This window comes from Parabacteroides sp. PH5-46, assembly GCF_029892785.1.
Classification (GTDB): domain Bacteria; phylum Bacteroidota; class Bacteroidia; order Bacteroidales; family Tannerellaceae; genus DFXE01.
In genome coordinates this window covers 1-26,250 of record NZ_JARXXA010000014.1, presented here as the reverse complement: position 1 = coordinate 26,250, position 26,250 = coordinate 1, and the positions used below count along the sequence as shown (strand labels likewise).

Below are 26,250 nucleotides of genomic sequence, written 5' to 3'. Positions count from 1 at the left end.
TTTATTTTTGTCAAAATCTATTTACGAAGGTCTAATCAAAAAAGTAGAATCCATGAAAATTAGAGAATTTTATCTTAAACGTGGGAGTGGTAAAAGGATATGCCTTTTATTGTTCTTAACATTTGTGATGGGCATAATGAATACTTATGCTCAGAATGTTGTGAGGGGAACCGTTACGGATCAATATAAAGATCCGCTACCGGGAGTAAACATAACCATACAAGGCACTACTACCGGTACTATTACGGATATCGACGGGCAGTATGCAATAAACGCCAAGCAAGGAGATGCTCTTGTTTTTTCCTATCTGGGATTGAAGCCGCAGACTGTTACGGTAGGTGCAAGTATGACTGTGAATGTTGTTCTGGAGGAAGACTCACAAGTGCTGGGCGAAACAGTGGTGATCGGATATGGTACGGCGAAGAAGGCCGACCTTACCGGTGCTATCGGAAGTGTATCGGCAGAAACTATCCTGAAACAACCTGCCTTGAATGCCGTGCAGTCTATACAGGGTAAGGTGTCCGGTATTAATATTATCAATACGGATGCTCCGGGCTCTACCCCGTCGGTGGTTGTTCGTGGTTTGGGAACAGCTTTAGGAGGGCGTAACCCGCTCTATATCGTAGACGGCTTCCCGGTTGATGATATCAAAAACATCAGTTCTTCCGACATCCTAACGATGGATATCTTGAAGGATGCATCATCTGCTTCTATCTATGGGGTAAGAGCTGCAAATGGAGTTATCCTGATTACAACAAAGAAAGGGCAGGAAGGTAAAGCCCGTATTGGTGTAGAATCGTATGTAGGAATCAAAACAGTACTCAACAAAGTGAAAATGGCTAATGCTTCACAATATGTTGAGTATTTCAACCAAAACCAACAGGTGCTTATCGATGGTGGAGACGCCAATGCTTATTTGTTGAAGGATGCGTCTCAACAGCCGTATAATACAGACTGGTACGACGAACTGATCAGCAATGGTATTACAACGAATAATGTAGTTTCTTTATCAGGTGGTAGCAAAGCCGTTGATTATTTCTTCAGCTACAACTTTTATGATGAAGAAGGATTGCTAGACGGACAAAACTACCAACGTACTACGATCCGTAATAACAATGTATATAAGTTCTTTAACGATCGTTTGAAATTTACTCAAAATCTGAGTATTGCGTTTGAAAACGAAGATGTAAAACCGTATGGAGCTTTTACGGAAGCCTACAGACAGTCGCCTTTAGTTCCTACCAGATATGCAAACGGACGCTACGGTACTTCGTTTGTAAATAAAACAACTGGTGTGGTAGGCTATGAAGGAGCAGACGGTGATATCTTCGGTAAACTGAATTCAATCGGAAACCCCTTGTACACAGTAGATAATGCCAACGAACGGAACAAAACATTTACAGTACAGGGTGGTATAGAAGGTGAATTTAAGATTTTTGATTTCCTGAAAGCAAACTCACGCTTTGGTGCTACGAAATATTTCAGCAAGAATCGTCAGTTCTCTAATATTAAAGGCGCTTGGTTGAATGCCGATCCTCGCCGGACAGAAGGAGAATTTGAAGGCCTGAAAGCAGCTAACACGTCAGTTACAACCTATGCTGATAATTCATTACGTTTCCGCGATGTAGAAACCTATCGCTGGATATGGGAAGGATACTTGACTTTCCAGAAGAGCTTCGAAAAACATAATGTAGAAGTAGTAGCCGGGCTTTCACGCGAAAAGACAGGTATTGGTAATACATCGATTCTGAAAGCATACGATGTACCGTCTAAAAAGCAATATTGGAACCTGGGTATGGCTTCGGATGCTTATGCAAAGGAAGTAAACCACTACTACTATACGCCGCGTACACTGGCCTCTTATTTTGCACGTTTGCAATATAACTTCGACCATAAATACTATGTATCGGCTACGATCCGCCGCGACGGTAGCAGCGTGTTTAAATCAACAGGTGACTATTGGGGAACTTTCCCTTCATTCGGTGCAGGCTGGACGATCTCACGCGAAGACTTTATGCAGGATATAACTTCAATCAGTTACCTCAAATTGAGAGGTACCTGGGGTAAACTGGGGAACCAGGATGTTCCGCTGAACGTGTCGCAGATCTTGACTGATCCGGGTAGCTACAACTATAACTATGTATTTGGCCCGAACCAAAGCCTCGTGTACGGTTCTGCATTTGGTACACCTGCCGTAGACTTGACATGGGAGGTTACACGCGAGTGGGGCTTAGGTCTTGACTTTGCATTCCTGAACGACCGCTTATCCGGTAGTATCGACTATTACGACAAAACAAATACAAACGCTATATTAGACGTTACACCGACACAGAGTTCTATGTACGAAGCAAACTTTTATGCGCATGGTGCCAAGGTGAAGAATAACGGTATCGAGCTTGGATTGACCTGGAGAGACCAACTGGCAAACGGACTGGTATATGAAGTTGGCGCTAACTACTCATATAATAAGAATGAAGTACAAAGCGTAACACCTACATATGACGGAGCAACAGGTGGTAGCCTGAACGACGGACAGATCACCAAACGCTTGCAGGAAGGACAACCTATCTACGCATGGTGGATGTATGAAGTAGACGGCGTATGGCAAAATCAGGCAGAAATAGATGATCCGAACAACGCAAAGGCAGGAACACCCAAACCGGGCTACCTCCGCTACAAAGACCAGAATGATGACGGCATCATCGATAACCGCGACAAGAAATTCTTCGGTTCGTATTTGCCGACATCTAACTATGGTGTGCATATTGGCTTGGAATACAAAAACTTCGACTTTAGTGTTGATGGCTACGGAGTAGCAGGCAACAAAGTGTATAACGGCCTGAAACACGGACGTATCGATGGCGGAGAAAATATTACTCACGACACTTATAAAAACAGATGGAAAGGTGCCGGTTCAACTAACAGCCATCCGGGAGCTAATCGCGACTCGTACTCATCCAACTACTTCCTTGAAAGTGGCGCCTACTTCCGTATCAACAACATCACATTAGGTTATACATTTAATGACCTGGTGTTTAGTGGAAGCAGACTGAGACTGTACTTCACAGCTCAGAACCCATTCATGTTTACAGGTTATTCAGGATTCACGCCTGAAATAGCAGGTTATTCTACTGATCCGGACGTTTCAAACGGGGATCCGAAAGGAACAACAGGTATAGAATTGTCAGCTTATCCGACAACTCGTAATTTCCTTTTCGGAGTTAATTTATCATTCTAATAATCTAAATATTGTATCGTCATGAAAAAAATATATATAGGGATCGTATCCGCACTTGCGATTACATTTACAGGGTGTAGCGATTTTCTGGATGTCCCTTCACAAGAAAAAGTAGAGGCCGGAGACAGTGAAGAAGTCTATACTCCGGAAATGTTTGTAAATGCTACATACGGTATGTTTACCGATTGGGATTATGCCTTCTCGTATCTTGCGATGACTGAAATTATATCAGACAATGCCGACAAAGGTAGTTCTCCAAGCGATAACGGCTCGGATAAAAACTTGTATGATGATCTGACTTTCACCAGTACATCCGGTTCGTCAGAGGCTATGTGGAAACGTTGGTATAAAACAATCGGGCGTGCTACACAAAGCATCGAATATACCGAAAGCTACGGTCTTACCGATGAGGCATATAAGAACCGCCTGATAGGAGAAGCCAAGTTCCTCCGTGGTTTATGCTATTTTTATTTGGTAAGAGGTTGGGGTGATATTCCAATTCAGGATGGAGATCCTTCAGTAAGAGCTCCCAAAGCAGAGGTTTATGCTTATATTGAAAAAGACTTGCAGGATGCTATCAATGGCTTGCCGGTTAAAAGTGGCTATGCTTCAGCCGATTTGGGACGTGCAACAAAAGGTGCAGCTCAGAGCTTGCTTTCAAAGGTTTACCTATATCAGGAAAAATGGGAACAAGCGTATGAATATGCTACAACTGTAATTAGTTCTGGAGAATACGGACTTGAATCTGATTACTCCGTTATCTGGCGTGCGTCTGCTGAAAATGGTACAGAGTCTATCTTCGAAATACAAGCCAGAGGTGAATCCATCGCTCATGGTGTACAACAATACTCAGCTACACAAGGAGCCCGTGGAGAAACAGGATGGGGATGGGGATTTAATACACCTTCTGACAATCTGTTGGCGGCATTTAACGAGGCAGGGGATACCATTCGTAGGAATGCAACTATTATCTTCCGTAATTCTGTTTTGTGGGATGGTCGAATCGTAGGTGCAACAGAAAATCCGATGTATAACTACAAGGCTTATTCAAGTGCTAATGCAGGCTCAGATGATGGCGACAAGAATATACGCATGCTTCGCTTAGGCGAGATATACCTGATCCAGGCTGAAGCAGCCAACGAATTAGGGAAGACAAATGAGGCGCTTGCTGCTTTGAATAAAGTGCGTAATCGTGCAAAACTTCCAAATGTTACGACAACAAACCAGAGTGAAATACGCAAAGCTATCTGGAACGAACGTCGTCTGGAGTTGGCTTTCGAGCATGACCGTTGGGCTGATTTGGTACGTACCGGGCAAGCTGCGGAAGCGATGGCAAAAGCAGGCAAGAACTTCGTAGCCGGAAAACATGAGTTGTTCCCAATACCGAATAAACAGATATTGGAAGTTGAAACAATTACTCAGAATCCTGGCTGGTAATTAGATAGCCTATGAAGACGCTATTTTTAGGAATATGTTGTCTGCTGGCATTTGAAACTATACAAGCCCAAACGAAAGATGCCCGGATGGATCGTTTCATAGACGAGCTGATGGAGCAAATGACGTTGGAGGAAAAGATAGGGCAACTGAACCTGCCCGGAGCCGGTGATATTACCACCGGGCAGGCTCAAAGCAGTGATATAGCAGACAAAATAAGAAAAGGACAGGTTGGTGGTTTATTCAATATCAAAGGGCTGGACAAGATAAAGGAAGTTCAGCGCCTGGCAGTTGAAGAGAGCCGCCTGAAGATCCCGCTGATATTCGGGATGGATGTGATTCACGGCTACGAAACAGTATTTCCCATTCCTTTAGGATTGGCGGCCAGTTGGGACATGAAAGCGATAGAACAGTCGGCTCGTATAGCTGCTATAGAAGCGAGTGCCGATGGTATCTTCTGGACATTCAGTCCTATGGTTGACATCTCACGCGACCCCCGTTGGGGGCGCGTTTCCGAAGGAGCCGGAGAAGATCCTTTCCTGGCAGGTGAATTTGCCAAGGCAATGGTGCGTGGTTATCAGGGAGATAACAGCTATTCTGACAATACGCACATCATGGCTTGTGTGAAGCATTACGCTTTATATGGAGCAGGAGAGGCCGGGCGCGATTATAATACGGTGGATATGAGCCGTCTTCGGATGTTTAATGAGTATATGTATCCTTATCAAGCAGCAGTTGAAGCGGGAATAGGTAGCGTGATGGCATCCTTCAATGAAGTGGATGGCGTTCCGGCTACTGCCAATAAATGGCTGATGACAGATGTACTTCGCGATCAATGGGGTTTCAAAGGCTTTGTAGTAACTGATTATACCGGTATTATGGAAATGGTAGATCACGGGATCGGTGATTTGCAGGCTGTTTCTGCCCGTGCATTGAAAGCCGGAGTCGACATGGATATGGTTTCCGAAGGTTTTGGCGGAACACTCGCAAAATCAGTAAAAGAGGGTGTTGTCTCAATGGCTGATATTGATCAGGCCTGTCGCCGCATCTTGGAAGCAAAGTACAAATTAGGCTTGTTTCAAAATCCGTACAAGTATTTTGACGACAAAAGGGTGAAGACGGATATCTACACTCCGGAACACAGAGCATTTGCCCGTAAACTGGCGTCGGAAAGCTTTGTGCTTCTGAAGAATGAAGCCAACACCTTGCCTCTTAAAAAAGAAGGAACAATCGCTGTAGTAGGCCCCTTGGCCAATACCCGGTCTAATATGCCGGGCACATGGAGTGTTGCGGTAGACCTGACCAAACCGGCTACTTTGGTAGAAGGTATACAGTCTGTAGCAGGAAAAGGGGTGAAAGTGCTTTATGCCAAGGGTAGTAACCTGACGGCTGATGCCGACTTGGAGAAAAACGCATCCATGTTTGGACGTGAACTGGGACGTGATGAACGTACGAACGAACAACTTCAGGAAGAGGCTATACGTATTGCCGGACAGGCAGATGTAATTGTGGCTGCCTTAGGTGAAACCTCGGAGTTCAGTGGTGAAGCAAGCAGTCGTACAAACCTGGATATTCTCGACGTACAGAAAGAATTGCTGGCAGCCTTGCTGAAAACAGGTAAACCGGTTGTTTTAGTCGTATTTGCCGGTCGCCCGCTGACCTTAACTTGGGAAGACGCCCATGTTCCGGCTATTCTGAATGTATGGTTTGGTGGCAGCGAGGCAGCTCATGCCATAGGTGATGTCTTGTTTGGCGATGTCAATCCCAGTGGGAAACTAGCTATGACTTTCCCACAGAACGTAGGCCAAATACCTCTATATTATAATCATAAAAATACGGGTCGCCCATTAGCAGAGGGACGTTGGTTTGAGAAGTTCAGGAGCAACTATCTGGATGTTAGTAACGAGCCGCTTTATCCTTTCGGATATGGCTTAAGTTATACTCAATTCCGGTATAGCGACCTGAACCTGAGCGCTTCCTCAATGGACAGCAAGGGTGAAATCATCGCTTCTGTAACGGTAACAAATACCGGAAAAACAGTAGGGAAGGAGGTTGTTCAATTATACATCCGCGATTTGGTAGGAAGTATCACCCGTCCGGTAAAAGAGTTGAAAGGTTTTGAAAAGATAGAGTTGAAGGCAGGAGAGTCAAAGACCGTTCGTTTTAAGATTACTCCGGAACTGCTGAAATTCTATAATTACGATCTGGAATATGTATCGGAACCAGGTGAATTTAAGGTGATGGTTGGTGGTAACAGCCATGATATACTGTCTGCCGGATTTTCGCTGATTAAGTAATTGAAATTTCAAATATACGACCCATGAATAGAACTGTTTTCTTTGTTTTATTACTAGGTGTTACATTAAGCTTCTCTTGCTCTAATAAGGCAAACAATCGTTTGACTGAAGATGAAGAGTCGGATATTAAAGCACCTGTTGAGGAACTATCTGATCAGGCCTTGCTTGATAGTGTGCAACGGCGTACTTTTAACTATTTCTGGGAAGGAGCAGAGCCTAACAGCGGACTGGCGCGCGAGCGTTTCCATGCCGATGATTACTATCCGGAGAACGATAAAAATGTGATAACTACAGGAGGAAGCGGCTTTGGGATAATGGCACTGATAGCAGGTATTGAGAGAGGGTATATTACCCCTAGTGAAGGGTTTATGCGCTTTAGCCGGATTCTGGACTTTCTTGAAAGTGCCGATCGTTTCCACGGAGCGTTTCCTCATTGGCTATATGGCGAAACAGGCAAGGTAAAGCCTTTTGGCACCAAAGACAATGGGGGAGACCTGGTAGAAACAGCTTTCCTCTTCCAAGGCTTACTAGCTGTTCATCAATATTATGTAAACGGCTCGGAAGAGGAAAAAGCCTTAGCAGCTCGTATAGACAAGCTCTGGAGGGAAGTAGAATGGAGTTGGTATCAGAATGGGCAGAATGTGCTGTACTGGCATTGGAGCCCTGAATATGCCTGGGAGATGAATTTCCCGGTAAGAGGATATAACGAATGTCTGATTATGTATGTATTGGCAGCAGCTTCTCCTACATACACTATCCCGGCAGAGGTTTATCATGAGGGCTGGGCTGAAAATGGAGCCATACTATCTCCTCATACGGTAGAAGGGATCCCTTTGACATTCCGCTACCAGGGAACAGAAGCTGGCCCTTTGTTCTGGGCGCATTACTCCTTTCTTGGCTTAAACCCCAATGGTTTATCTGATCAGTATGTGAACTATTTTGACGAAATGCGGAACTATACATTAATAAACAGAGCGTATTGTATCCGCAATCCGAAAGGCTATAAAGGCTATGGGGAAGACATGTGGGGGCTTACCGCCAGTTATTCCGTAAAAGGATATTCGGCACATGCACCTAATGAACGAAACGACCTAGGGGTTATTTCGCCTACTGCAGCCCTGTCTTCTATTGTGTATACACCGGAGGAATCAATGAAAGTGATGAGGAGCCTCTATGCTATGGGCAATCAGGTATGGGGTATCTATGGCTTTTATGATGCTTTCAGCGAGACAGACAACTGGTATCCACGCCATTACCTGGCTATTGATCAGGGGCCTATTGCTGTCATGATAGAAAACTACCGCTCGCAGCTCTTGTGGAAACTCTTTATGAGTCATCCCGATGTACAGCAAGGTTTGCAGAAGTTAGGCTTTCAATAGAATCGCGTGACAATTGTCACGCGATCGATTCACATTTGTGTTTCGATCGTTTCACATATGTAGTTTGATCGCGTGACATATGTCACGCGATTCTTTTTTTACAAATAAAAGATGCTGCTATTGAGTAACCCAAACGGATTATTCGTATTTTTGTTTTCTCAAAACATTTATAAAACAGAGAAACAAATTGGATGATAGAACGCATTTATATTCTTGAAAATGTAGACCCGGTTATATTTTATGGTGTGAACAATGCCCATATGCAATTAATCAAAACATTATTTCCCAAACTGCGCATTGTGGCCCGGGGAAATGTGATGAAAGTAATTGGTGATGAGGAAGAATCGGAAATGTTTCTGAAGAAAATACGAGAGGTTGAGAAGCATTGCGAAGAGTATAATTCACTGAGCGAAGAAATCATCCTTGACATCATAAAAGGCAAAGCTCCTGCTGTTGTAAAGCAAGAAAACCTGATTATACATGGGATGAACGGCAAGGCAATTGTTGCCCGTACGGAGAATCAACAAGCTTTGGTAAAGTCTTTTGAGGAGAACGACCTGGTATTTGCCATCGGTCCGGCCGGATCGGGAAAGACATTCGTGGCGATAGCTCTTGCCGTTAGGGCCTTAAAGAATAAAGAGGTGAAAAAGATCATCTTGAGCCGTCCCGCAGTAGAGGCTGGAGAAAAGCTGGGATTCCTTCCCGGAGAGATGAAAGATAAGCTGGATCCTTATTTGCAGCCTTTATATGATGCCTTGCTGGATATGATTCCGGGAGTCAAGTTGAAGGAATATATGGAAAATAATGTCATTCAGATTGCCCCCCTGGCTTATATGCGCGGGCGTACATTAAGTGATGCGGTTATCATTCTGGACGAAGCCCAGAATACCACAACGCATCAGATAAAGATGTTTCTTACACGCCTGGGTATGAATGCGAAGATGATCGTAACCGGTGATGTCACTCAGATAGACCTGCCTCCATCGGCTACTTCCGGCCTGATACAAGCCATGAACATCCTAAAGGCAGTAAAAGGTATCGGAAAGATAACGTTTAATAAGAAAGATATCGTTCGCCATAAGCTGGTACAGCGTATTGTAGAGGCCTATGACAAATTTGATGCAAAGAAAAAGGCAGAACGGAACACGCAGAATGCAGAACGGAAGGATTGATATTATCCCCGTTCTGCGTGTTCCGTTCTGCATAAAATAAAAGAGTTATGAATAAAGCTTTAGTGAGAACAGATTTCAATTTCCCGGGACAGAAAAGTGTATATCATGGGAAAGTGCGTGATGTGTATAACATCAATGACGAACTGTTAGTGATGGTGGCAACAGACCGTATTTCGGCATTTGATGTGGTATTACCGGAAGGTATTCCTTATAAAGGACAGATGCTGAACCAGATTGCAGCGAAGTTCCTGGATGCTACAACAGATATTTGCCCGAATTGGAAGTTGGCATCGCCTGATCCGATGGTGACTGTAGGTGTTCAGTGTCAAGGTTTTCCAGTAGAAATGATTGTACGTGGATACCTGTGCGGGAGCGCCTGGAGAGCTTATAAAAGTGGCATTCGTGAGATATGTGGTGTGAAGATTCCCGACGGTATGCGTGAAAACGAACGTTTCCCGGAGCCCATCATCACTCCTACAACAAAAGCTGAGCAAGGCTTGCATGATGAGGATATTTCTAAGGAAGAAATACTGAAGCAGGGGCTTGTGTCGGAAGCCGACTATGCTTTGTTGGAGAAATACACCCTGGCTTTATTCAAGAGAGGGACGGAGATAGCGGCTCAGCGCGGACTGATCCTGGTAGACACCAAGTATGAATTTGGACATCGTGACGGCAAGATCTACCTGATAGATGAGATACATACTCCAGACTCCTCCCGTTACTTCTACACGGAAGGCTATCAGGAACGCTTTGAGAAAGGTGAACCTCAGAAGCAACTTTCCAAAGAGTTTGTGCGTGAGTGGTTGATGGAGAACGGTTTTCAGGGCAAAGCAGGCCAAACCGTTCCGGAGATGACTCCGGCTATTGTACAAAGTATCAGCGAACGCTACATTGAGCTTTTTGAGCATATAACGGGTGAAGCATTCGTAAAGGGCGATACAGCTCAGTTGCTCTCACGGATAGAGAAGAATGTTTCTGATTATCTGAAAACAAACAATAAATAAAAGTCAAGTGAAGTACGGTTCGGAGAATATATTGCCTTATAATGATAGCGAACAGAAAGCTACTCAGGTAGAACGTATGTTTGATGCTATTGCAGGTAAATATGATCTGCTGAACCATACGCTTTCATTGGGTTTTGACAAGGGGTGGCGACGGAAAGGGATTGCTTTTCTGAAGCCCTTCTCTCCTGAGACCATTCTGGATGTGGCTACCGGAACTGGTGACCTGGCTATTTCTTTGTATGAAACATTAAAACCTAGCCAGGTTATTGGTATCGATATATCCGAAGGCATGATGGAGATAGGGCGCCAAAAGGTAGAAGTTGCCGGATACTCCGGACACATATCGTATGAGCAGCAGGACTGTCTGTCGCTTTCGTATGAAAACAATCGATTTGACGCTGTTACAGCCGCCTTTGGGATACGTAACTTTGAGGATATAGACAAGGGCATATCTGAGATGTACCGGGTATTGAAGCCCAACGGGCATGTCATGATACTGGAACTGTCGTCGCCGGAAAAGTTTCCCATGAAACAACTCTACAAAATCTATTCAAAAATAGTGATACCGAATGTGGGACGTTGGTTTTCAAAAGAAAAAGCCGCTTATGATTACTTGCCAGCCTCCATTAAAGTAGTTCCTCAGGGAGAGGAAATGGTAGGAATACTCAGAAGGCAGGGTTTCATAGATGTAAAAGTACGGACTTTTACATTCGGTATTTGTTCGCTATATACAGGTAAAAAAGGATAAATAGTTTTAATATGAGAAAGTATGGATTAATAGGGTATCCGCTGGGCCATTCATTTTCAAAAACGTTTTTCAACCAAAAGTTTGCTGCGGAAAACATAAACGCCGAATATGTTAACTTTGAAATTGCAGACATTAAGGAGTTAAGAAAAGTATTGAAAGACAATCCCGATCTGTGTGGATTAAACGTGACCTTACCTTATAAAACACAGGTAATCCCCCTCCTGGACGAACTGGATGAGGATGCCCGTTTGATAGGAGCGGTTAATGTCATTAAATTCGGAAAAGGACATTTCGGAAAGCTGAAACTGAAGGGTTACAATTCGGATATTATCGGTTTTAAGAAGTCGATTGACCCTTTGTTGAACGAATCACATCGAAAAGCCTTGATTCTGGGAACAGGCGGAGCTTCCAAAGCAGTCTTCCACGGATTAAAGCAGTTGGGTATTGCTTCTACATTAGTATCTCGCACACCCAAAGAGTTTTGTATTACGTATGCCGAGATAAACCCTAAAACAATGGAGCAATATACCGTTATTGTAAATACAACTCCGGTAGGTATGTTTCCGAATATAGACGACTGCCCGGACATTCCTTATGACTTACTAACGCCTAATCACTTGTTATACGATTTGTTATACAATCCGGATGAAACCCTTTTTATGAAAAAAGGAAAGGAAAAAGGAGCAATTGTGAAAAACGGCTTGGAAATGCTTTTGCTGCAAGCATTCGCAGCTTGGGATATCTGGCATAAATAAATGAATTTTACAATTTCAAGCAGAACTGTTAAAAGTTCCCTTGAAAAAGCCACATCCTGTTTTAAAACATCTTTTTTGCAAACTCGTATGTGGGAATAAGCACGTACTTTTACACGCATTATTAGACGAATTATATACATGAAGAACGAAAAAACGCTTTCCGGATTGACACCTGAACACTTCGAAAAGCTAATTGATGGCAAAACAACAAAACTCTGCATCCTGACCAATAGTATTGGAGCAGAATTGACTGTAACCAACTATGGGGCAAAAATCGTATCACTGATGGTTCCCGACAAAAATGGAAAAATGACAGATGTTGTTACAGGACATAACTCAATAGATGAGTATCTTGTGTCGGAAGAGCCTTACTTTGGTGCTGTTTGCGGACGTTTCGGAAACCGTATCGCCAAAGGTCGTTTTGAGATAGACGGTGTGGTGTACGATAAGTTGGCAATTAATAATGGTCCCAACAATCTACACGGCGGTATCAAGGGCTTTAATGCCGTAGTATGGGATATAAAAGAAATCAATAAAGATACAGTTACTTTAGCATATACTTCAGCAGATGGTGAGGAAGGTTTTCCGGGAAACTTATCTGTTGAAATAACCTATCATTTGTCTGATAAAAACGAAGTAGTGATCGGCTATCATGCTACAACTGATAAGCCAACAGTTGTAAACCTGACCAATCATTCATACTTCAATCTGTCCGGAGCAGGTGATCCGTCAATCGGAGATCATTTGCTTACCATCAATGCCGATTACTATCTCCCTACAGATAACACAGCAATTCCTTACGGACCGAAGGAAGCGGTAGAAGGTACGCCTATGGACTTCCGTACTCCCTTTGCCGTTGGTTCGCGCATTGAAGCTGACTTTGAGCAGTTGGTGTTCGGAAACGGCTACGACCATACGTATGTACTGAACAAAAAAGAAGGAGAGATGGCATTCTGCGCCCGTTGTGTTTCACCCAAAACCGGAATAGTGATGGAAACATATACTTCGGAACCGGGCGTACAGCTATATACAGGCAACTGGATGACAGGCAACTTTGTAGGCAAGAACGGACAACGATATCCGGCAAGGGCAGCCCTTTGCCTGGAAACACATCACTTCCCCGATAGCCCGAACAAGCCGGAATACCCGACAACGACTCTTCGTCCGGGGGAAAGCTTTGACAGTAAAACGATATATCAATTCTTAATAATACAATAAACAATACATAACTAAAAAAAGAATTTAAGCTATGAGTTCAACACAACAAAAAAATTACACTTTGCCGATTATCATGATGATTCTGCTATTCGGTATGATTTCCTTTGTTACTAATCTGGCGGCACCTATGGGTGTTGTTCTGAAAAACCAATTCGGCGTATCCAACTTCATGGGTATGTTGGGTAACTTTGCCAATTTTATTGCTTATGCCGTGATGGGTATACCAGCCGGTAAGTTGCTTGAGAGAGTTGGTTACAAAAAAACAGCCTTGATAGCTATTGTAGTTGGATTCGTAGGCGTTGGTATCCAGGTGCTTTCCGGTACGGCTGGAAGTTTTGCCGTTTATCTGTTAGGTGCATTCGTTGCCGGTTTCTCTATGTGTATGTTGAATACCGTTGTTAATCCTATGTTGAATACATTAGGTGGCGGTGGAAACAAAGGTAACCAGTTAATCCAGATTGGTGGGTCTTTTAACTCGCTGATGGGTACATTAGTGCCGATTTTAGTAGGTGCCTTGGTAGGTGAAGCTACGAAAGCTCAGATTACAGACGTTTACCCGGTGATGTTTATGGCAATGGGTATCTTTGCCTTGGTAGGTATTGTATTATACTTTGTTTCTATACCTGAGCCTCATGCTGCAAAGGCAGACGCTTCACTTGAGAAGTCTAAATACAGCGCTTGGTCTTTCCGTCATTTCGTATTGGGAGCTATCGCTATTGGTGTATATGTGGGTATTGAAGTAGGTATCCCGGGAACAATGATGTTGTTCATTGCCGACCCTGCTACAGGCGTTGCTAATGGTGCAGCTTCTGCTGGTGTAGTTGCCGGTATGTACTGGCTGCTGATGCTTGTAGGTCGTTTCGTTGGGGCTTCTGTTGCTTCTAGAGTTTCCAGTAAGTCGATGCTTACCTTTGCGTCAGGTGTTGGTATTATCTTGGTTACTTTAGCAATCTTCTTGCCTACTTCCATACGTGTTTCTATTCCTGTTATCCAAACAGTTCCTTCTATTTCTGTTGCAATGACCGAGGTTCCAATTAACGTATTGTTCCTTATCTTGTGCGGATTGTGTACTTCTATTATGTGGGGAGGTATCTTCAATCTGGCTGTTGAAGGTTTGGGTAAATATATCGCTGCTGCTTCCGGAATCTTTATGATGATGGTTTGTGGTGGAGGTATCCTTCCATTAATTCAGAATGCAGTAGCTGATGCTGCCGGTTACCTGACTTCTTATTGGGTGCCCTTCTTAGGCTTGGCTTACCTGCTGTATTATGCTTTAATCGGAAGCAAGAATGTAAACAAGGATATTCCTGTTGATTAATTTTTTATAAGATAAAACACGAAGACACAGAGAAGTGAATTCTTTTTATGAGTTCATTTCTACTGTGTCTTCGTTTTTTTTATAATTTTGTTTCTGTTTCAAATGTAAAATCTAATTATCATGGATGTAGAAAGAGTAAGAAAAGGCTTCACTAATCACTTCAACGGCGAAACGGGCGCTGTATATGCCTCTCCCGGACGTATCAACTTAATCGGAGAACACACAGACTATAACGGCGGATTCGTATTCCCTGGCGCTATCGACAAAGGTATGGTAGCTGAAATAAAACTAAATGGTACCGGTAAGGTACGTGCTGTTGCTTTGGATTTGAATGAAACAGCAGAGTTCGGATTGAATGAAAATGACCTGCCTGCTCAAGGTTGGGCTAAATATATATACGGTGTATGCCGTGAGATCATAAAAAGAGGAGGTCAAATCTCCGGTTTTGATACAGCTTTCTCAGGAGACGTTCCTCTGGGAGCCGGTATGTCGTCGTCGGCAGCTTTGGAAAGTACCTATGCTTTCGCACTGAATGACTTGTTTTCCCTGGGTATTGACAAGTTTGAACTGGCAAAGATCGGACAAGCTACCGAACATAACTACGTAGGCGTAAACTGCGGTATTATGGACCAGTTTGCTTCTATCTTCGGGAAAGAAGGAAGTTTGATGCTGCTTGATTGCCGTTCGTTGGAACATAAATACTATCCGTTTAATCCGAAAGGATATAAGCTGGTATTGCTTGATACGGTAGTGAAGCATGAATTGGCATCGTCGGCTTATAACAAACGTCGCCAGTCTTGCGAAACCGTTGCGGCTGCTATCCGCCGGAATCATCCGGAAGTAGAATTCCTGCGTGACGCTACCATGGAAATGCTGAATGAAGTAAAAGCAGACGTAAGTGCCGAAGATTACATGCGCGCCGAGTATGTAATTGAAGAAGTACAGCGTGTGATGGATGTTTGCGCAGCATTGGAAAAAGGCGATTACGAGACCGTAGGCGACCGCATGTACGGCACACATCACGGTATGAGCAAGCTATATGAAGTAAGTTGCGAAGAGCTCGACTTCCTGAATGATGTAGCAAAGAAATGCGGTGTAACCGGATCACGCGTAATGGGTGGTGGCTTTGGCGGCTGTACGATCAATCTGGTAAAGGATGAATTGTATGACGACTTTGTAAAGGAAGCCTTCCGTGCCTATAAAGAAAAATTCGGACGCGAACCTAAGTTGTATAATGTAGTTATCAGCGACGGAGCACGCAAACTCTATTAAAGTATAAATATAAAGTCAGAAATATTATGTCAGCCGCTTTTTATCAAAAAGAAGTCAAATTCTTTGTTGCAGTCGATTGTATCATTTTAGGATTTAATGATAAGGAACTGAATGTATTACTCTATAAGCGTAAATTTGAACCTATGAAAGGTGAATGGTCACTTATGGGAGGATTTGTCAGGTCCGGTGAAAGTATAAACGACGCAGCATCCCGCGTGTTGACAGAGTGTACAGGCATCCATGACTTGTTTATGGAGCAGGTAGGAGCCTACGGAGATGTTACCCGCGACCTGGGCGAGCGGGTTGTCTCCGTAGCCTACTATGCACTGGTTAATCTGAACGATTTTAACACAGACCTTTTAAAGGAATACAATGCCCAATGGACAAGGGTGAGCGATCTACCCAATCTGATTTTTGACCATACCTTAATGATAAAGGACACGCTCGCGCGCCTGAAGCGTAAAGCCGCCACACGTCCGGTCGGATTTAACCTGCTTCCGGACAAATTCACCTTGCCTCAGCTACAGAACCTGTATGAAGCCATCTACCAGACACCTCTGGATAAGCGGAATTTCAGAAAAAAACTGAACTCTATGGATATCCTGGAGAAACTGGACGAAAAAGACAAGAAAAGCTCCAAAAGAGGCGCCTTCTATTATACATTTAATAAAGAGAAGTACGATAAATTGCTGGAAGACGGTTTCTATTTTTCACTTTAATACCTACTTTCTTTCCTCTCTGTTTTTTGCTGCTTAGATAAGCAGTAACGACTGTTTTGTACCTATATATTTGTGCTTTTCACAGCTGTAAAATAACCTTTTCACAGCTGTGAAAAATTCGCTTCACACTTGTGGAAAAAACATTCTACAGTTGTGAAACGAATAAAAATACCTTAGGTATTAATAAAGGTACGTTATGTTGTATAACATAGCGCGTTTTGTATTTTTAATTCGTTAAGGTGTTATTTTTACACCAAATTAGAAAAAGAGGTATAGTATACACTAAAGAAATTATCAAAAACTATGCTTAACGAATTAAAAGACAAGGTATTTGAAGCGAATTTAGACCTGGTAAAACATGGCTTGGTGCTATTTACGTGGGGAAATGTAAGTGCAATTGATCGCGAAAAAGGCTTGGTTATTATCAAACCTTCCGGTGTTTCTTACGATACAATGAAAGCAGAACACATGGTGGTACTCGACCTGGAGGGTAACATCGTAGAAGGTAATCTGAAGCCTTCGTCCGACACGCCTACGCATTTGGTTTTATACCGGGCGTTTCCCGAAATCGGTGGCATTGTGCATACGCATTCTACCTTTGCAACTGCCTGGGCACAGGCTGGCTGCGATATTCCTAATATAGGTACGACACATGCCGATTACTTCAGTGACGCTATCCTTTGCACCCGTGCAATGACGAAAGAAGAGATAGAAGGTGAGTACGAGAAAGAGACCGGAAATGTAATTGTAGAGCGCTTTAAGAATCTTAATCCTGTCCATATTCCGGGTGTGTTGGTAGAGAATCACGGTCCGTTTTCCTGGGGAAAAGATGCGTCAGATGCCGTTCATAATGCCGTAGTGATGGAACAGGTGGCCAAAATGGCTTATATCTCTTTAGGTATCAACCCACAGCTTACCATGAATGAGCATCTTATTACGAAGCACTTTAACCGTAAGCACGGCCCGAACTCCTATTACGGGCAGTAAGGATGTAATGAATTATAGATAACTCTAATTATATAATCTGACATGAATTTTAAAGAACTTGAAGTATGGTTCGTAACAGGGGCTCAGCTTCTGTACGGCGGTGATGCCGTTGTAAAAGTAGACGGTCACTCAAATGAAATTGTTAAAGGTTTGAACGATTCCGGTAAATTGCCCGTGAAGGTAGTTTACAAAGGAACGGCAAACTCTGATCCGGAAGTAGCAGCCATTTTCCGTGCGGCTAATAACGATACCAAGTGTATTGGTGTAATTACCTGGATGCATACCTTCTCTCCGGCCAAGATGTGGATACACGGGCTGAAAGATTATAAGAAACCCCTGCTGCATTTTCACACACAGTTCAACAAAGAAATTCCATGGAGTGAGATCGACATGGACTTCATGAACCTGAACCAGAGTGCGCATGGCGACCGCGAGTTCGGGTATATTGTGAGCCGGATGCGCAAAAACCGCAAAGTAGTAGTAGGACATTGGTCGGACGAAAAAGCACAGCAACGTATTGCTGTATGGATGCGTGTAGCTGCCGCATGGGCCGACGCTCAGGATATGCGCATCGTTCGCCTGGGCGATCAGATGAACAATGTAGCCGTTACGGATGGTGACAAAGTGGAGGCCGAATTACGTTTGGGCTATCACGTAGACTACTTCCCGATTGGCGACCTGGTGGCCTATCAGGATAAGGTAACAGAGAAGGATATCGACGAAATGGTTGCCGAATACGAGAAGGCGTACACCTTTGCCGACAACTGCAAGAAAGGTGCCAAAGATCACAACCAGGTGCGTGAAGCAGCCCGCGAAGAGATTGCGCTCCGCCGCTTCCTGAAAGACAAAAACGCGAAAGCGTTTACAACAAACTTTGATGCGCTTCACGGCTTGAACCAATTACCCGGTTTGGCTTCTCAGCGTCTGATGGCGGAAGGCTATGGATTTGGAGCGGAAGGCGACTGGAAAACGGCTGCCCTTTACCGTACTTTCTGGGTGATGTCTCAGGGACTTCCCGGTGGTTGCTCCTTCCTGGAAGATTACACCTACCATTTTGACGGAGAAAAGAGCGCGATCCTACAGGCACACATGCTTGAAATCTGCCCGTTGATTGCAGAAAGCAAGCCCCGCCTCGAAGTACATCCGCTGGGAATTGGTGGCAAGGCAGACCCTGCCCGTTTGGTATTCACCGCTCACGAAGGCGCCGGAGTAGCTGCTACGGTAGTAGATATGGGCAACCGTTTCCGTATGATCGTAAACAATGTAGATGTGGTGAAGCAACCGGCTCCGATGCCTAAGCTTCCGGTAGCAAGTGCCTTGTGGATTCCTCAGCCTAACTTGGAAGTGGGAGCCGCTGCCTGGATTCTGGCAGGAGGTACGCACCATACCGCATTCTCGTATGCCTTGACCAATGAATACATGGAAGACTATGCCGATATCGCAGGTATCGAACTGGTAACTATCGACAAGGATACAACCATCAACGGATTCAAGAAAGAACTTCAGTATAACGATATATACTATATGTTAAACCGCGCACTACAGGCTTAATAATGAAAGACAGACCATGAGCAAAAACAACTATGTAATTGGTTTAGACTACGGCAGCGACTCTTGTCGCGCCGTAGTTGTCGATGCCTCAACGGGAAAAGAAATGGCTTCTGCCGTTAAATACTATCCCCGTTGGATGGAAGGCAAATACTGCGACGAAAAGAAAAACCGCTATCGCCAGCATCCGCTGGACTATATTGAAACACTGGAGTACACTGTAAAGGAAGCATTGGCTAAATGTCCGGCAGGAACAGCTGAGCAGGTAGTAGGTGTGGCTTTTGATACAACGGGAAGTACCCCGGTACTGATAGATAAAGAAGGAACTCCTTTGGCTTTGTTGGCCGAGTATGCCGAGAATCCGAACGCGATGTTTGTTCTCTGGAAAGACCACACAGCCATCAAGGAAGCAGCCGAAATCAATGAACTGGCACGCCGCTGGGGCATTGACTATACGGCTTACGAAGGCGGTATCTACTCTTCGGAATGGGTATGGGCGAAGATGACACACGTATTGCGTGAGGATGAGTCTATCCGCAAGGCCGCTTATTCCTGGATTGAACATTGCGACTGGCTACCGGCACTTATTACCGGCAAAACGAAACCGGAAGAGGTATACCGCAGCCGTTGCGCAGCTGGACACAAGGCCATGTGGCTGGAAGAATGGGGCGGACTTCCTCCCGAAGACTTCTTTACCACATTAGAGCCTCTACTGGCTGGTTTTCGGAGCCATCTGTTTGAAAAGACATATACTAGCGACACCAAGGTAGGTAACCTGACGGAAGAATGGGCCGGACGCTTGGGGCTGACCACTAATGTAGCCGTAGCCGTAGGCGCTTTCGATTGCCACATGGGAGCCGTAGGGGCGGAAATTACCCCTCGTACTTTCGTGCGTGTAATCGGAACGTCTACCTGCGACATTATGGTAGCTTCGCACGAGGAAATGAAAGACAAACTAATCCCCGGTATCTGCGGACAAGTAGACGGCTCGGTAATCCCCGGTATGATAGGACTGGAGGCCGGACAATCCGGCTTCGGAGATATCTACGCCTGGTTCAAACGGGTACTCTCCTGGCCCTTGGAAAATATCCTGAGCAAGAGTTCTTTGATAGATGAAGAAACAAAGCAAAAGCTGATAGAGGAAACGGCAGACAAGATTATCCCTTTACTTTCGGAAGAGGCTGCTAAAGTGCCCGTGGCAGAGAGCAGCATTCTGGCAGTAGACTGGATGAACGGCCGCCGCACGCCCGATGCCAGCCAGCTGGTAAAAGGTACGATTACAGGTCTGAACCTGGGAAGTTCTGCTCCGCTGATCTTCCGTGCTTTGGTTGAGGCAACAGCCTTTGGCTCGAAAGCGATTGTAGATCGCTTCCTGTCAAACAATATCAAGATCGAAAGCGTCATTGGTATTGGAGGTATCTCGTTGAAGTCTCCTTTTGTGATGCAGACGATGGCCGACGTATTGGGTATGCCGATCAAAGTAGCCAAAGCCGAACAGGCTTGTGCCTTTGGTGCTTCCATGTTCGCGGCTGTAGCTGCCGGAGTGTATGGTAAAGTAGAAGACGCTCAGAAAGCGATGGGACTTGGCTTTGCCAAAGAATACCATCCGAACCACGACAATCATCAGGCGTATCTGGCGCTTTATGAAAAGTACAGTAAATTGGGCAAATTTACCGAGAACGAGTTGTCTTTAACCATTAATCATTAACTTTGTAGCGGAACTTAAAAAAGATATAAAGATGAACGACATTAAATTAATGAATAAAGCGGCCGATAACATCCGCATTTTGGCTGCATCAATGGTAGAAAAAGCTAATTCCGGTCATCCGGGTGGTGCAATGGGTGGTGCCGACTTTATGAACGTTCTGTATTCAGAGTTCTTGGTTTTCGATCCTAAAAACCCCAAATGGGAGGGAAGAGATCGCTTCTTCCTTGATCCCGGACACATGTCTACGATGCTTTATGCTGCGTTGGCCTTTTGGGGGAAGTTCAGCATGCAGGAACTATCCGAATTCCGTCAGTGGGGAAGCCCTACGCCCGGACATCCGGAAAGGGACATTATGCGCGGCATCGAGAATACTTCCGGTCCGTTAGGGCAGGGACATACCTTTGCTGTAGGAGCAGCTATTGCCGCTAAATTCCTGAAAGCACGTTTGGGCGACCAAATGAACCAGACGATCTACGCCTATATCTCCGACGGAGGTATCCAGGAAGAGATCTCGCAGGGTGCTGGCAGAATCGCCGGTTCTTTAGGACTCGACAACCTTGTTATGTTCTATGACTCCAATAACATACAACTTTCTACGAAGGTAGAAGAAGTTTCCTGCGAAAACGTAGCGAAGAAATACGAGGCGTGGGGATGGAAAGTCATTTCAATAAACGGCAACGATGTGAATGAGATCAGGAAAGCATTGACGGAAGCGAAAGCCGAAACAAGCAAGCCTACTCTTATCATTGGAACAACCGTTATGGGTAAAGGTGCTGTAGGAGCTGATCACAGCTCGTATGAAAACAAGGTGTCTACCCACGGACAGCCATTGTCTGCCGCAGGTGCTTCCTTTGAAGAAACCATCAAGACCTTGGGAGGCGATCCGGCTGACCCATTCCGTATATTCCCGGAAGTAGAGAAGCTATATGCTGAGCGCGCGAAGGAATTGGACGGCATTGTAGCCAAGCGCTATGCCGAAAAAGAAGCATGGAGTAAAGCTAATCCGGAACTGGCAGCTAAGATGGAGAAATGGTTCTCCGGCGCTGCTCCTGTGATTGACTGGGAGTCTATTGAACAAAAACCGGGACAAGCTACCCGCGCCGCATCAGCTACGGTATTAGGCGTTTTGGCTACTCAGGTTGAAAACATGATTTGTGCTTCAGCCGACCTTTCCAACTCGGACAAGACCGATGGTTTCCTGAAGAAAACACATGCGTTCGTCAAAGGCGATTTCAGCGGTTCTTTCTTCCAGGCAGGTGTCGCCGAGCTATCAATGGCTTGTATCTGTATCGGTATGTCATTGCACGGAGGAGTCATTGCCGCTTGTGGAACCTTCTTTGTATTCTCCGACTATATGAAACCGGCCGTGCGTATGGCTGCAATCATGGAGCAACCGGTGAAATTTATCTGGTCGCATGATGCTTTCCGTGTAGGAGAAGACGGCCCAACCCATGAGCCGGTAGAGCAAGAAGCTCAGATCCGCTTAATGGAAAAACTGAAAAACCATAAAGGACACAACTCTACCTTGGTGCTTCGTCCGGCGGATGTTGTTGAAACAACCGTAGCCTGGAAGATGGCGATGGAGAATACAACTACCCCGACAGCTTTAATCCTTTCCCGTCAGAATATTGTAGACTTACCCGCAAAAGAAAGCCGCTACAAAGAAGCGCTTCAAGCAGAGAAGGGTGCGTATATCGTAGAAGGCGATGCGAATCCTGATGTAGTAATGGTTGCTTCCGGCTCTGAGGTGTCTACCTTGGTGGAAGGTGCTGCATTGCTTCGTGCCGATGGTGTCAAAGTTCGTATCGTATCTGTACCTTCGGAAGGCTTATTCCGCAATCAGCCTGTAGCATACCAGGAATCTGTAATCCCTTCGGGAAGCAAGGTGTTCGGACTAACAGCCGGATTGCCTGTCAACCTGCAAGGCTTGGTAGGTGCCAACGGAAAAGTATGGGGACTGGAGTCCTTCGGATTCTCTGCACCCTACAAAGTGTTGGATGAAAAGCTTGGCTTTACAGGTAAGAATGTTTACAAGCAAGTAAAAGAACTTTTGGCTTAACCTCTGATGAAGATAATCGGTTTATGCAGTGACCATGCAGGTTTTGAGTTAAAGGAAGATGTGAAGAAGCTTCTCGACTCAAAAGGGCTGGCATATAAAGATTTCGGAACTAATACATCTGATAGCTGTGACTATCCCGACTTTGCCCACCCCTTGGCCTCGGCTGTTGAGGCGGGCGAAGTATATCCCGGAATTGCCGTTTGCGGTACAGGGAACGGGATAGCTATCACCTTAAATAAGCATCAGGAGATACGGGCAGCTCTCTGCTGGAATGCGGAAATAGCGCAATTGTCCCGAGCCCATAATGATGCAAATATCTTGGTGTTACCCGGAAGATTTATCAATAAAGAGGAAACTACTAAAACAATCGACGCCTTTCTTGAAACCCCTTTTGAAGGCGGACGACATAAAAAGAGAATAGAGAAAATACCTTTGTGAAGACAAAGGACATGTAAAAACACTACAAATGCAAGTATTAGACTTTATCGTGATTGGGCTGTTTGCTATAGCCCTTATAGGTATCATTGTATGGGTACTGAAACAAAAGCAGGACAACTCTGCTGACTACTTTTTGGGAGGACGCGATGCGACGTGGATCGCTATCGGAGCCTCGATCTTTGCCTCGAACATCGGTTCGGAACACCTTATCGGCCTTGCCGGAGCCGGAGCCTCCAGTGGGATGGCTATGGCGCACTGGGAAATACAGGGCTGGATGATTCTTATTCTTGGCTGGGTATTCGTACCCTTTTATTCCCGAAGTATGGTGTATACAATGCCGGAGTTTCTGGAACGGCGCTATAACCCGCAGTCCAGAACTATTCTTTCGGTGATCTCATTAGTTAGTTATGTATTAACCAAGGTAGCTGTTACGGTATACGCCGGTGGACTTGTCTTCCAGCAGGTATTCGGAATTCAGGAACTTTGGGGAATTGATTTCTTCTGGATTGCGGCTATCGGCTTGGTACTGCTTACCGCTGTCTATACGATTGTGGGAGGTATGAAGTCTGTTCTTTACACCTCCGTGCTTCAAACACCTATTCTGTTGTTAGGCTCTATTGTTATCTTAGTTCTTGGTTTGAAAGAACTGGGCGGCTGGGACGAGATGATCCGTATCTGCGGAGGCGTTTCAGTGAACGAATATGGCGACACTATGACCAATCTGATTCGTAGTAACAGGGATCCGAACTTCCCTTGGCTGGGTGCACTGATCGGTTCGTCTATTATCGGTTTCTGGTACTGGTGTACCGACCAATATATTGTACAGCGCGTGCTGTCGGGAAAGAATGAACAACAAGCTCGCCGTGGTACAATCTTCGGAGCTTACTTGAAGCTACTTCCTGTATTCTTGTTCCTTATCCCGGGAATGATTGCCTTTGCTTTGCATCAGAAAAACTTAGCCGACGGTGGCTTCCTGCCTTTGTTGTCTAATGGTATGCATAACGCTGACGCTGCTTTCCCAACATTGGTTGCCAAGCTGCTCCCTGCCGGAATGAAAGGACTGGTAGTTTGTGGTATTCTGGCTGCTCTGATGAGTTCGTTGGCTTCTCTGTTTAACTCTTCGGCTATGCTTTTCACGATTGACTTCTACAAGAGGTTCAAGCCGGAGACCCCTGAAAAGAAATTGGTAAACATCGGACAGATGGCTACTGTAATCATCGTGATCCTGGGTATCTTATGGATTCCTATTATGCGCAGTATTGGTGATGTGTTGTATGCTTACCTGCAGGACGTGCAGTCTGTATTGTCTCCGGGTATTGCAGCTGCCTTCTTACTGGGTATTACCTGGAAACGTACCTCTGCGCAAGGCGGTATGTGGGGACTGATCTCAGGAATGGCCATCGGTCTTGTTCGTTTGGGCGCCAATGTGTATTATAGCAATGTGACAGATGCCGCCGACTCCTTATTCAAGACGGTCTTCTATGATACCAACTGGCTGTTCTTCTGTGGCTGGATGTTCCTGGCATGTATTCTTGTTGTAGTGTTAGTCAGCTTGTTTACCAAAGCACCTTCAGCGGAGAAGATACAAGGCCTCGTATTCGGCACGGCTACTCCGGAGCAACGGGCAGCTACCCGCGCAAGCTGGAATCACTGGGATGTGATCCACTCCATCATCATCATAGGTATCACACTGTCTTTCTATCTCTACTTCTGGTAAAGATCAATAGACTGTAGACTTAATTGATACAATAAATAGAATGGACTCAATGGGAAGATATCTCCATTGAGTCCATTACGTTTATAAAACGATTCATCGTTTATTTCTGCCGTTTCACCGATTCTATGATTCAGTAGTGGTTTGATTATTTATATTTGCATGAAGAAACTGAACTAAAGATGTTACTATCGGGAAAACGAGTCATATTGATTGGTTTTGTTGTGTCTATCCTTTTAAGTCTTTTCGTGAACTTCACGCTCATTATGCGCACGTACGAAAAGCTGATCAAGGGGATCGACACCATACCTTTTGCGCCTCACTTTGTAGGTGCCTACCTTTACTTTTCGTTGGCGTGGTTCTTTCTTTTTGCACTTATTCTCTTCGTCGTAACGATTCAACTGTATAAGTTGGGCGACCGAATCTTCAGACAGAAAGGATACAAGGCTATGTTGCTTGTTATTACTGTCGATATATTATTGGCGTTCGCCATGATACAGTTTTATCCCTTGGCTCAACAGGTTGTTACCGAAGATATCCTGCAGAGTGAAGACCCGAAGTTTCCGCAGAAGCCAGATCGTACCAATCCCAGACAGAAAACAGATCCCTTTCCCGAAAGACGGGGAGGAGTACCCTCCGAATACATTTTTCCGGACATGCATAAGGCTCCGGATGCCTCCATTCCATTCTTTTGGCCCTTGGATCTTCGCCCTTTTCCGCGCCCGCTAGTGACTGAACATCTGTTTGTCTTACTTACGGTTATACTTTCGGTGATCCTGATGCGCCTACTTAGTAGCAAGCAGCAGATTGCACTAGAGTATGAACAACTGAAGACAGAAAAGCTTCAAACTTCCTACAACGCACTAATGGGGCAGATCAATCCACACTTCTTCTTTAATTCGCTGAACGGACTGAACGCTCTGATCCGCAGCGGCGAGCAGGAGCAGACCTTGACCTACCTCGACGAGTTATCGAACGTCTTCAGATACATCCTTCAGAGCAACAAAAAGGAGCTTGTTACATTGGCGGAAGAGCTGCAGTTTGTCAAGGCTTATACCTACCTACTGAGTGTACGTTACGAAGGGAAGCTCTTCTTTTCCATCCAGGCCGATACTCCCTATCTGTTGTGGTACTTGCCGATACTAAGTAGTCACCCCTTAAAAAGCGGCTTTAAGTTTTTCACTTAATAAAATTGTCTGTATCCGTAAAATGATATAGGCAATTTTTTGTTTGTATTTATTC

Annotated in this window: 19 protein-coding genes; all 19 read left to right on the top strand. The window is 44.9% G+C overall.

What is annotated here, in order from left to right; genetic code table 11:
- The first annotated feature begins 52 nt into the window (after positions 1-52).
- The 19 genes from M2470_RS13890 to M2470_RS13800 all read left to right on the top strand — a co-directional run bounded on the left by M2470_RS13890 (position 53) and on the right by M2470_RS13800 (position 26,195).
- Positions 53-3,238 (top strand): SusC/RagA family TonB-linked outer membrane protein, encoded by a 3,186-nt coding sequence (locus tag M2470_RS13890; protein WP_280745604.1) that lies wholly within the window; start codon positions 53-55, stop codon positions 3,236-3,238.
- 21 nt (positions 3,239-3,259) lie between these two features.
- The gene (locus tag M2470_RS13885; protein WP_280745603.1) at positions 3,260-4,675 is read left to right on the top strand and encodes a RagB/SusD family nutrient uptake outer membrane protein; all 1,416 of its coding nucleotides are present in this window, start codon (positions 3,260-3,262) and stop codon (positions 4,673-4,675) included.
- Positions 4,676-4,686: 11 nt separating this feature from the next.
- Positions 4,687-6,969, top strand: coding sequence for a beta-glucosidase BglX (gene bglX / locus M2470_RS13880; RefSeq protein WP_280745602.1), 2,283 nt, complete (start codon positions 4,687-4,689; stop codon positions 6,967-6,969).
- 23 nt (positions 6,970-6,992) lie between these two features.
- The gene (locus M2470_RS13875; RefSeq protein ID WP_280745601.1) at positions 6,993-8,348 is read left to right on the top strand and encodes a glucoamylase family protein; all 1,356 of its coding nucleotides are present in this window, start codon (positions 6,993-6,995) and stop codon (positions 8,346-8,348) included.
- Positions 8,349-8,539: 191 nt separating this feature from the next.
- Positions 8,540-9,520 carry a PhoH family protein gene (locus M2470_RS13870; RefSeq protein WP_280745600.1) on the top strand — a complete coding sequence of 327 codons (981 nt, stop codon included), beginning with the start codon at positions 8,540-8,542 and terminating at the stop codon, positions 9,518-9,520.
- Positions 9,521-9,567: 47 nt separating this feature from the next.
- Positions 9,568-10,524 carry a phosphoribosylaminoimidazolesuccinocarboxamide synthase gene (locus M2470_RS13865; protein ID WP_280745599.1) on the top strand — a complete coding sequence of 319 codons (957 nt, stop codon included), beginning with the start codon at positions 9,568-9,570 and terminating at the stop codon, positions 10,522-10,524.
- 7 nt (positions 10,525-10,531) lie between these two features.
- Positions 10,532-11,272 carry a bifunctional demethylmenaquinone methyltransferase/2-methoxy-6-polyprenyl-1,4-benzoquinol methylase UbiE gene (ubiE, locus tag M2470_RS13860; protein ID WP_280745598.1) on the top strand — a complete coding sequence of 247 codons (741 nt, stop codon included), beginning with the start codon at positions 10,532-10,534 and terminating at the stop codon, positions 11,270-11,272.
- An 11-nt stretch (positions 11,273-11,283) separates the two neighbouring features.
- A complete protein-coding gene (locus tag M2470_RS13855; protein WP_280745597.1) occupies positions 11,284-12,027 on the top strand; it encodes a shikimate dehydrogenase in 744 nt (247 codons plus the stop codon).
- Between the two features lie 138 nt (positions 12,028-12,165).
- On the top strand, positions 12,166-13,245 hold the full coding sequence (locus M2470_RS13850; protein ID WP_280745596.1) for an aldose epimerase family protein: 1,080 nt from the start codon (positions 12,166-12,168) through the stop codon (positions 13,243-13,245).
- Between the two features lie 31 nt (positions 13,246-13,276).
- Complete coding sequence (locus M2470_RS13845) at positions 13,277-14,563, top strand: MFS transporter (RefSeq protein ID WP_280745595.1); 1,287 nt, start codon at positions 13,277-13,279, stop codon at positions 14,561-14,563.
- Between the two features lie 120 nt (positions 14,564-14,683).
- Entirely contained in the window at positions 14,684-15,835 is a 1,152-nt protein-coding gene (galK, locus tag M2470_RS13840) for a galactokinase (RefSeq protein ID WP_280745594.1), read from the top strand.
- A 26-nt stretch (positions 15,836-15,861) separates the two neighbouring features.
- Positions 15,862-16,554 carry an NUDIX domain-containing protein gene (locus M2470_RS13835; RefSeq protein WP_280745593.1) on the top strand — a complete coding sequence of 231 codons (693 nt, stop codon included), beginning with the start codon at positions 15,862-15,864 and terminating at the stop codon, positions 16,552-16,554.
- 303 nt (positions 16,555-16,857) lie between these two features.
- On the top strand, positions 16,858-17,541 hold the full coding sequence (locus tag M2470_RS13830; protein WP_280745592.1) for an L-ribulose-5-phosphate 4-epimerase: 684 nt from the start codon (positions 16,858-16,860) through the stop codon (positions 17,539-17,541).
- Positions 17,542-17,583: 42 nt separating this feature from the next.
- Entirely contained in the window at positions 17,584-19,092 is a 1,509-nt protein-coding gene (gene araA, locus M2470_RS13825; protein WP_280745591.1) for an L-arabinose isomerase, read from the top strand.
- Positions 19,093-19,108: 16 nt separating this feature from the next.
- Complete coding sequence (locus tag M2470_RS13820; protein WP_280745590.1) at positions 19,109-20,797, top strand: ribulokinase; 1,689 nt, start codon at positions 19,109-19,111, stop codon at positions 20,795-20,797.
- Between the two features lie 31 nt (positions 20,798-20,828).
- On the top strand, positions 20,829-22,856 hold the full coding sequence (locus tag M2470_RS13815) for a transketolase (RefSeq protein ID WP_280745589.1): 2,028 nt from the start codon (positions 20,829-20,831) through the stop codon (positions 22,854-22,856).
- Positions 22,857-22,862: 6 nt separating this feature from the next.
- Positions 22,863-23,294 (top strand): ribose 5-phosphate isomerase B, encoded by a 432-nt coding sequence (rpiB, locus tag M2470_RS13810; protein WP_280745588.1) that lies wholly within the window; start codon positions 22,863-22,865, stop codon positions 23,292-23,294.
- Positions 23,295-23,322: 28 nt separating this feature from the next.
- Positions 23,323-25,011 carry a sodium:solute symporter gene (locus tag M2470_RS13805; protein WP_280745587.1) on the top strand — a complete coding sequence of 563 codons (1,689 nt, stop codon included), beginning with the start codon at positions 23,323-23,325 and terminating at the stop codon, positions 25,009-25,011.
- A gap of 179 nt (positions 25,012-25,190) precedes the next feature.
- Entirely contained in the window at positions 25,191-26,195 is a 1,005-nt protein-coding gene (locus M2470_RS13800; RefSeq protein WP_280745586.1) for a histidine kinase, read from the top strand.
- Positions 26,196-26,250: the final 55 nt, after the last annotated feature.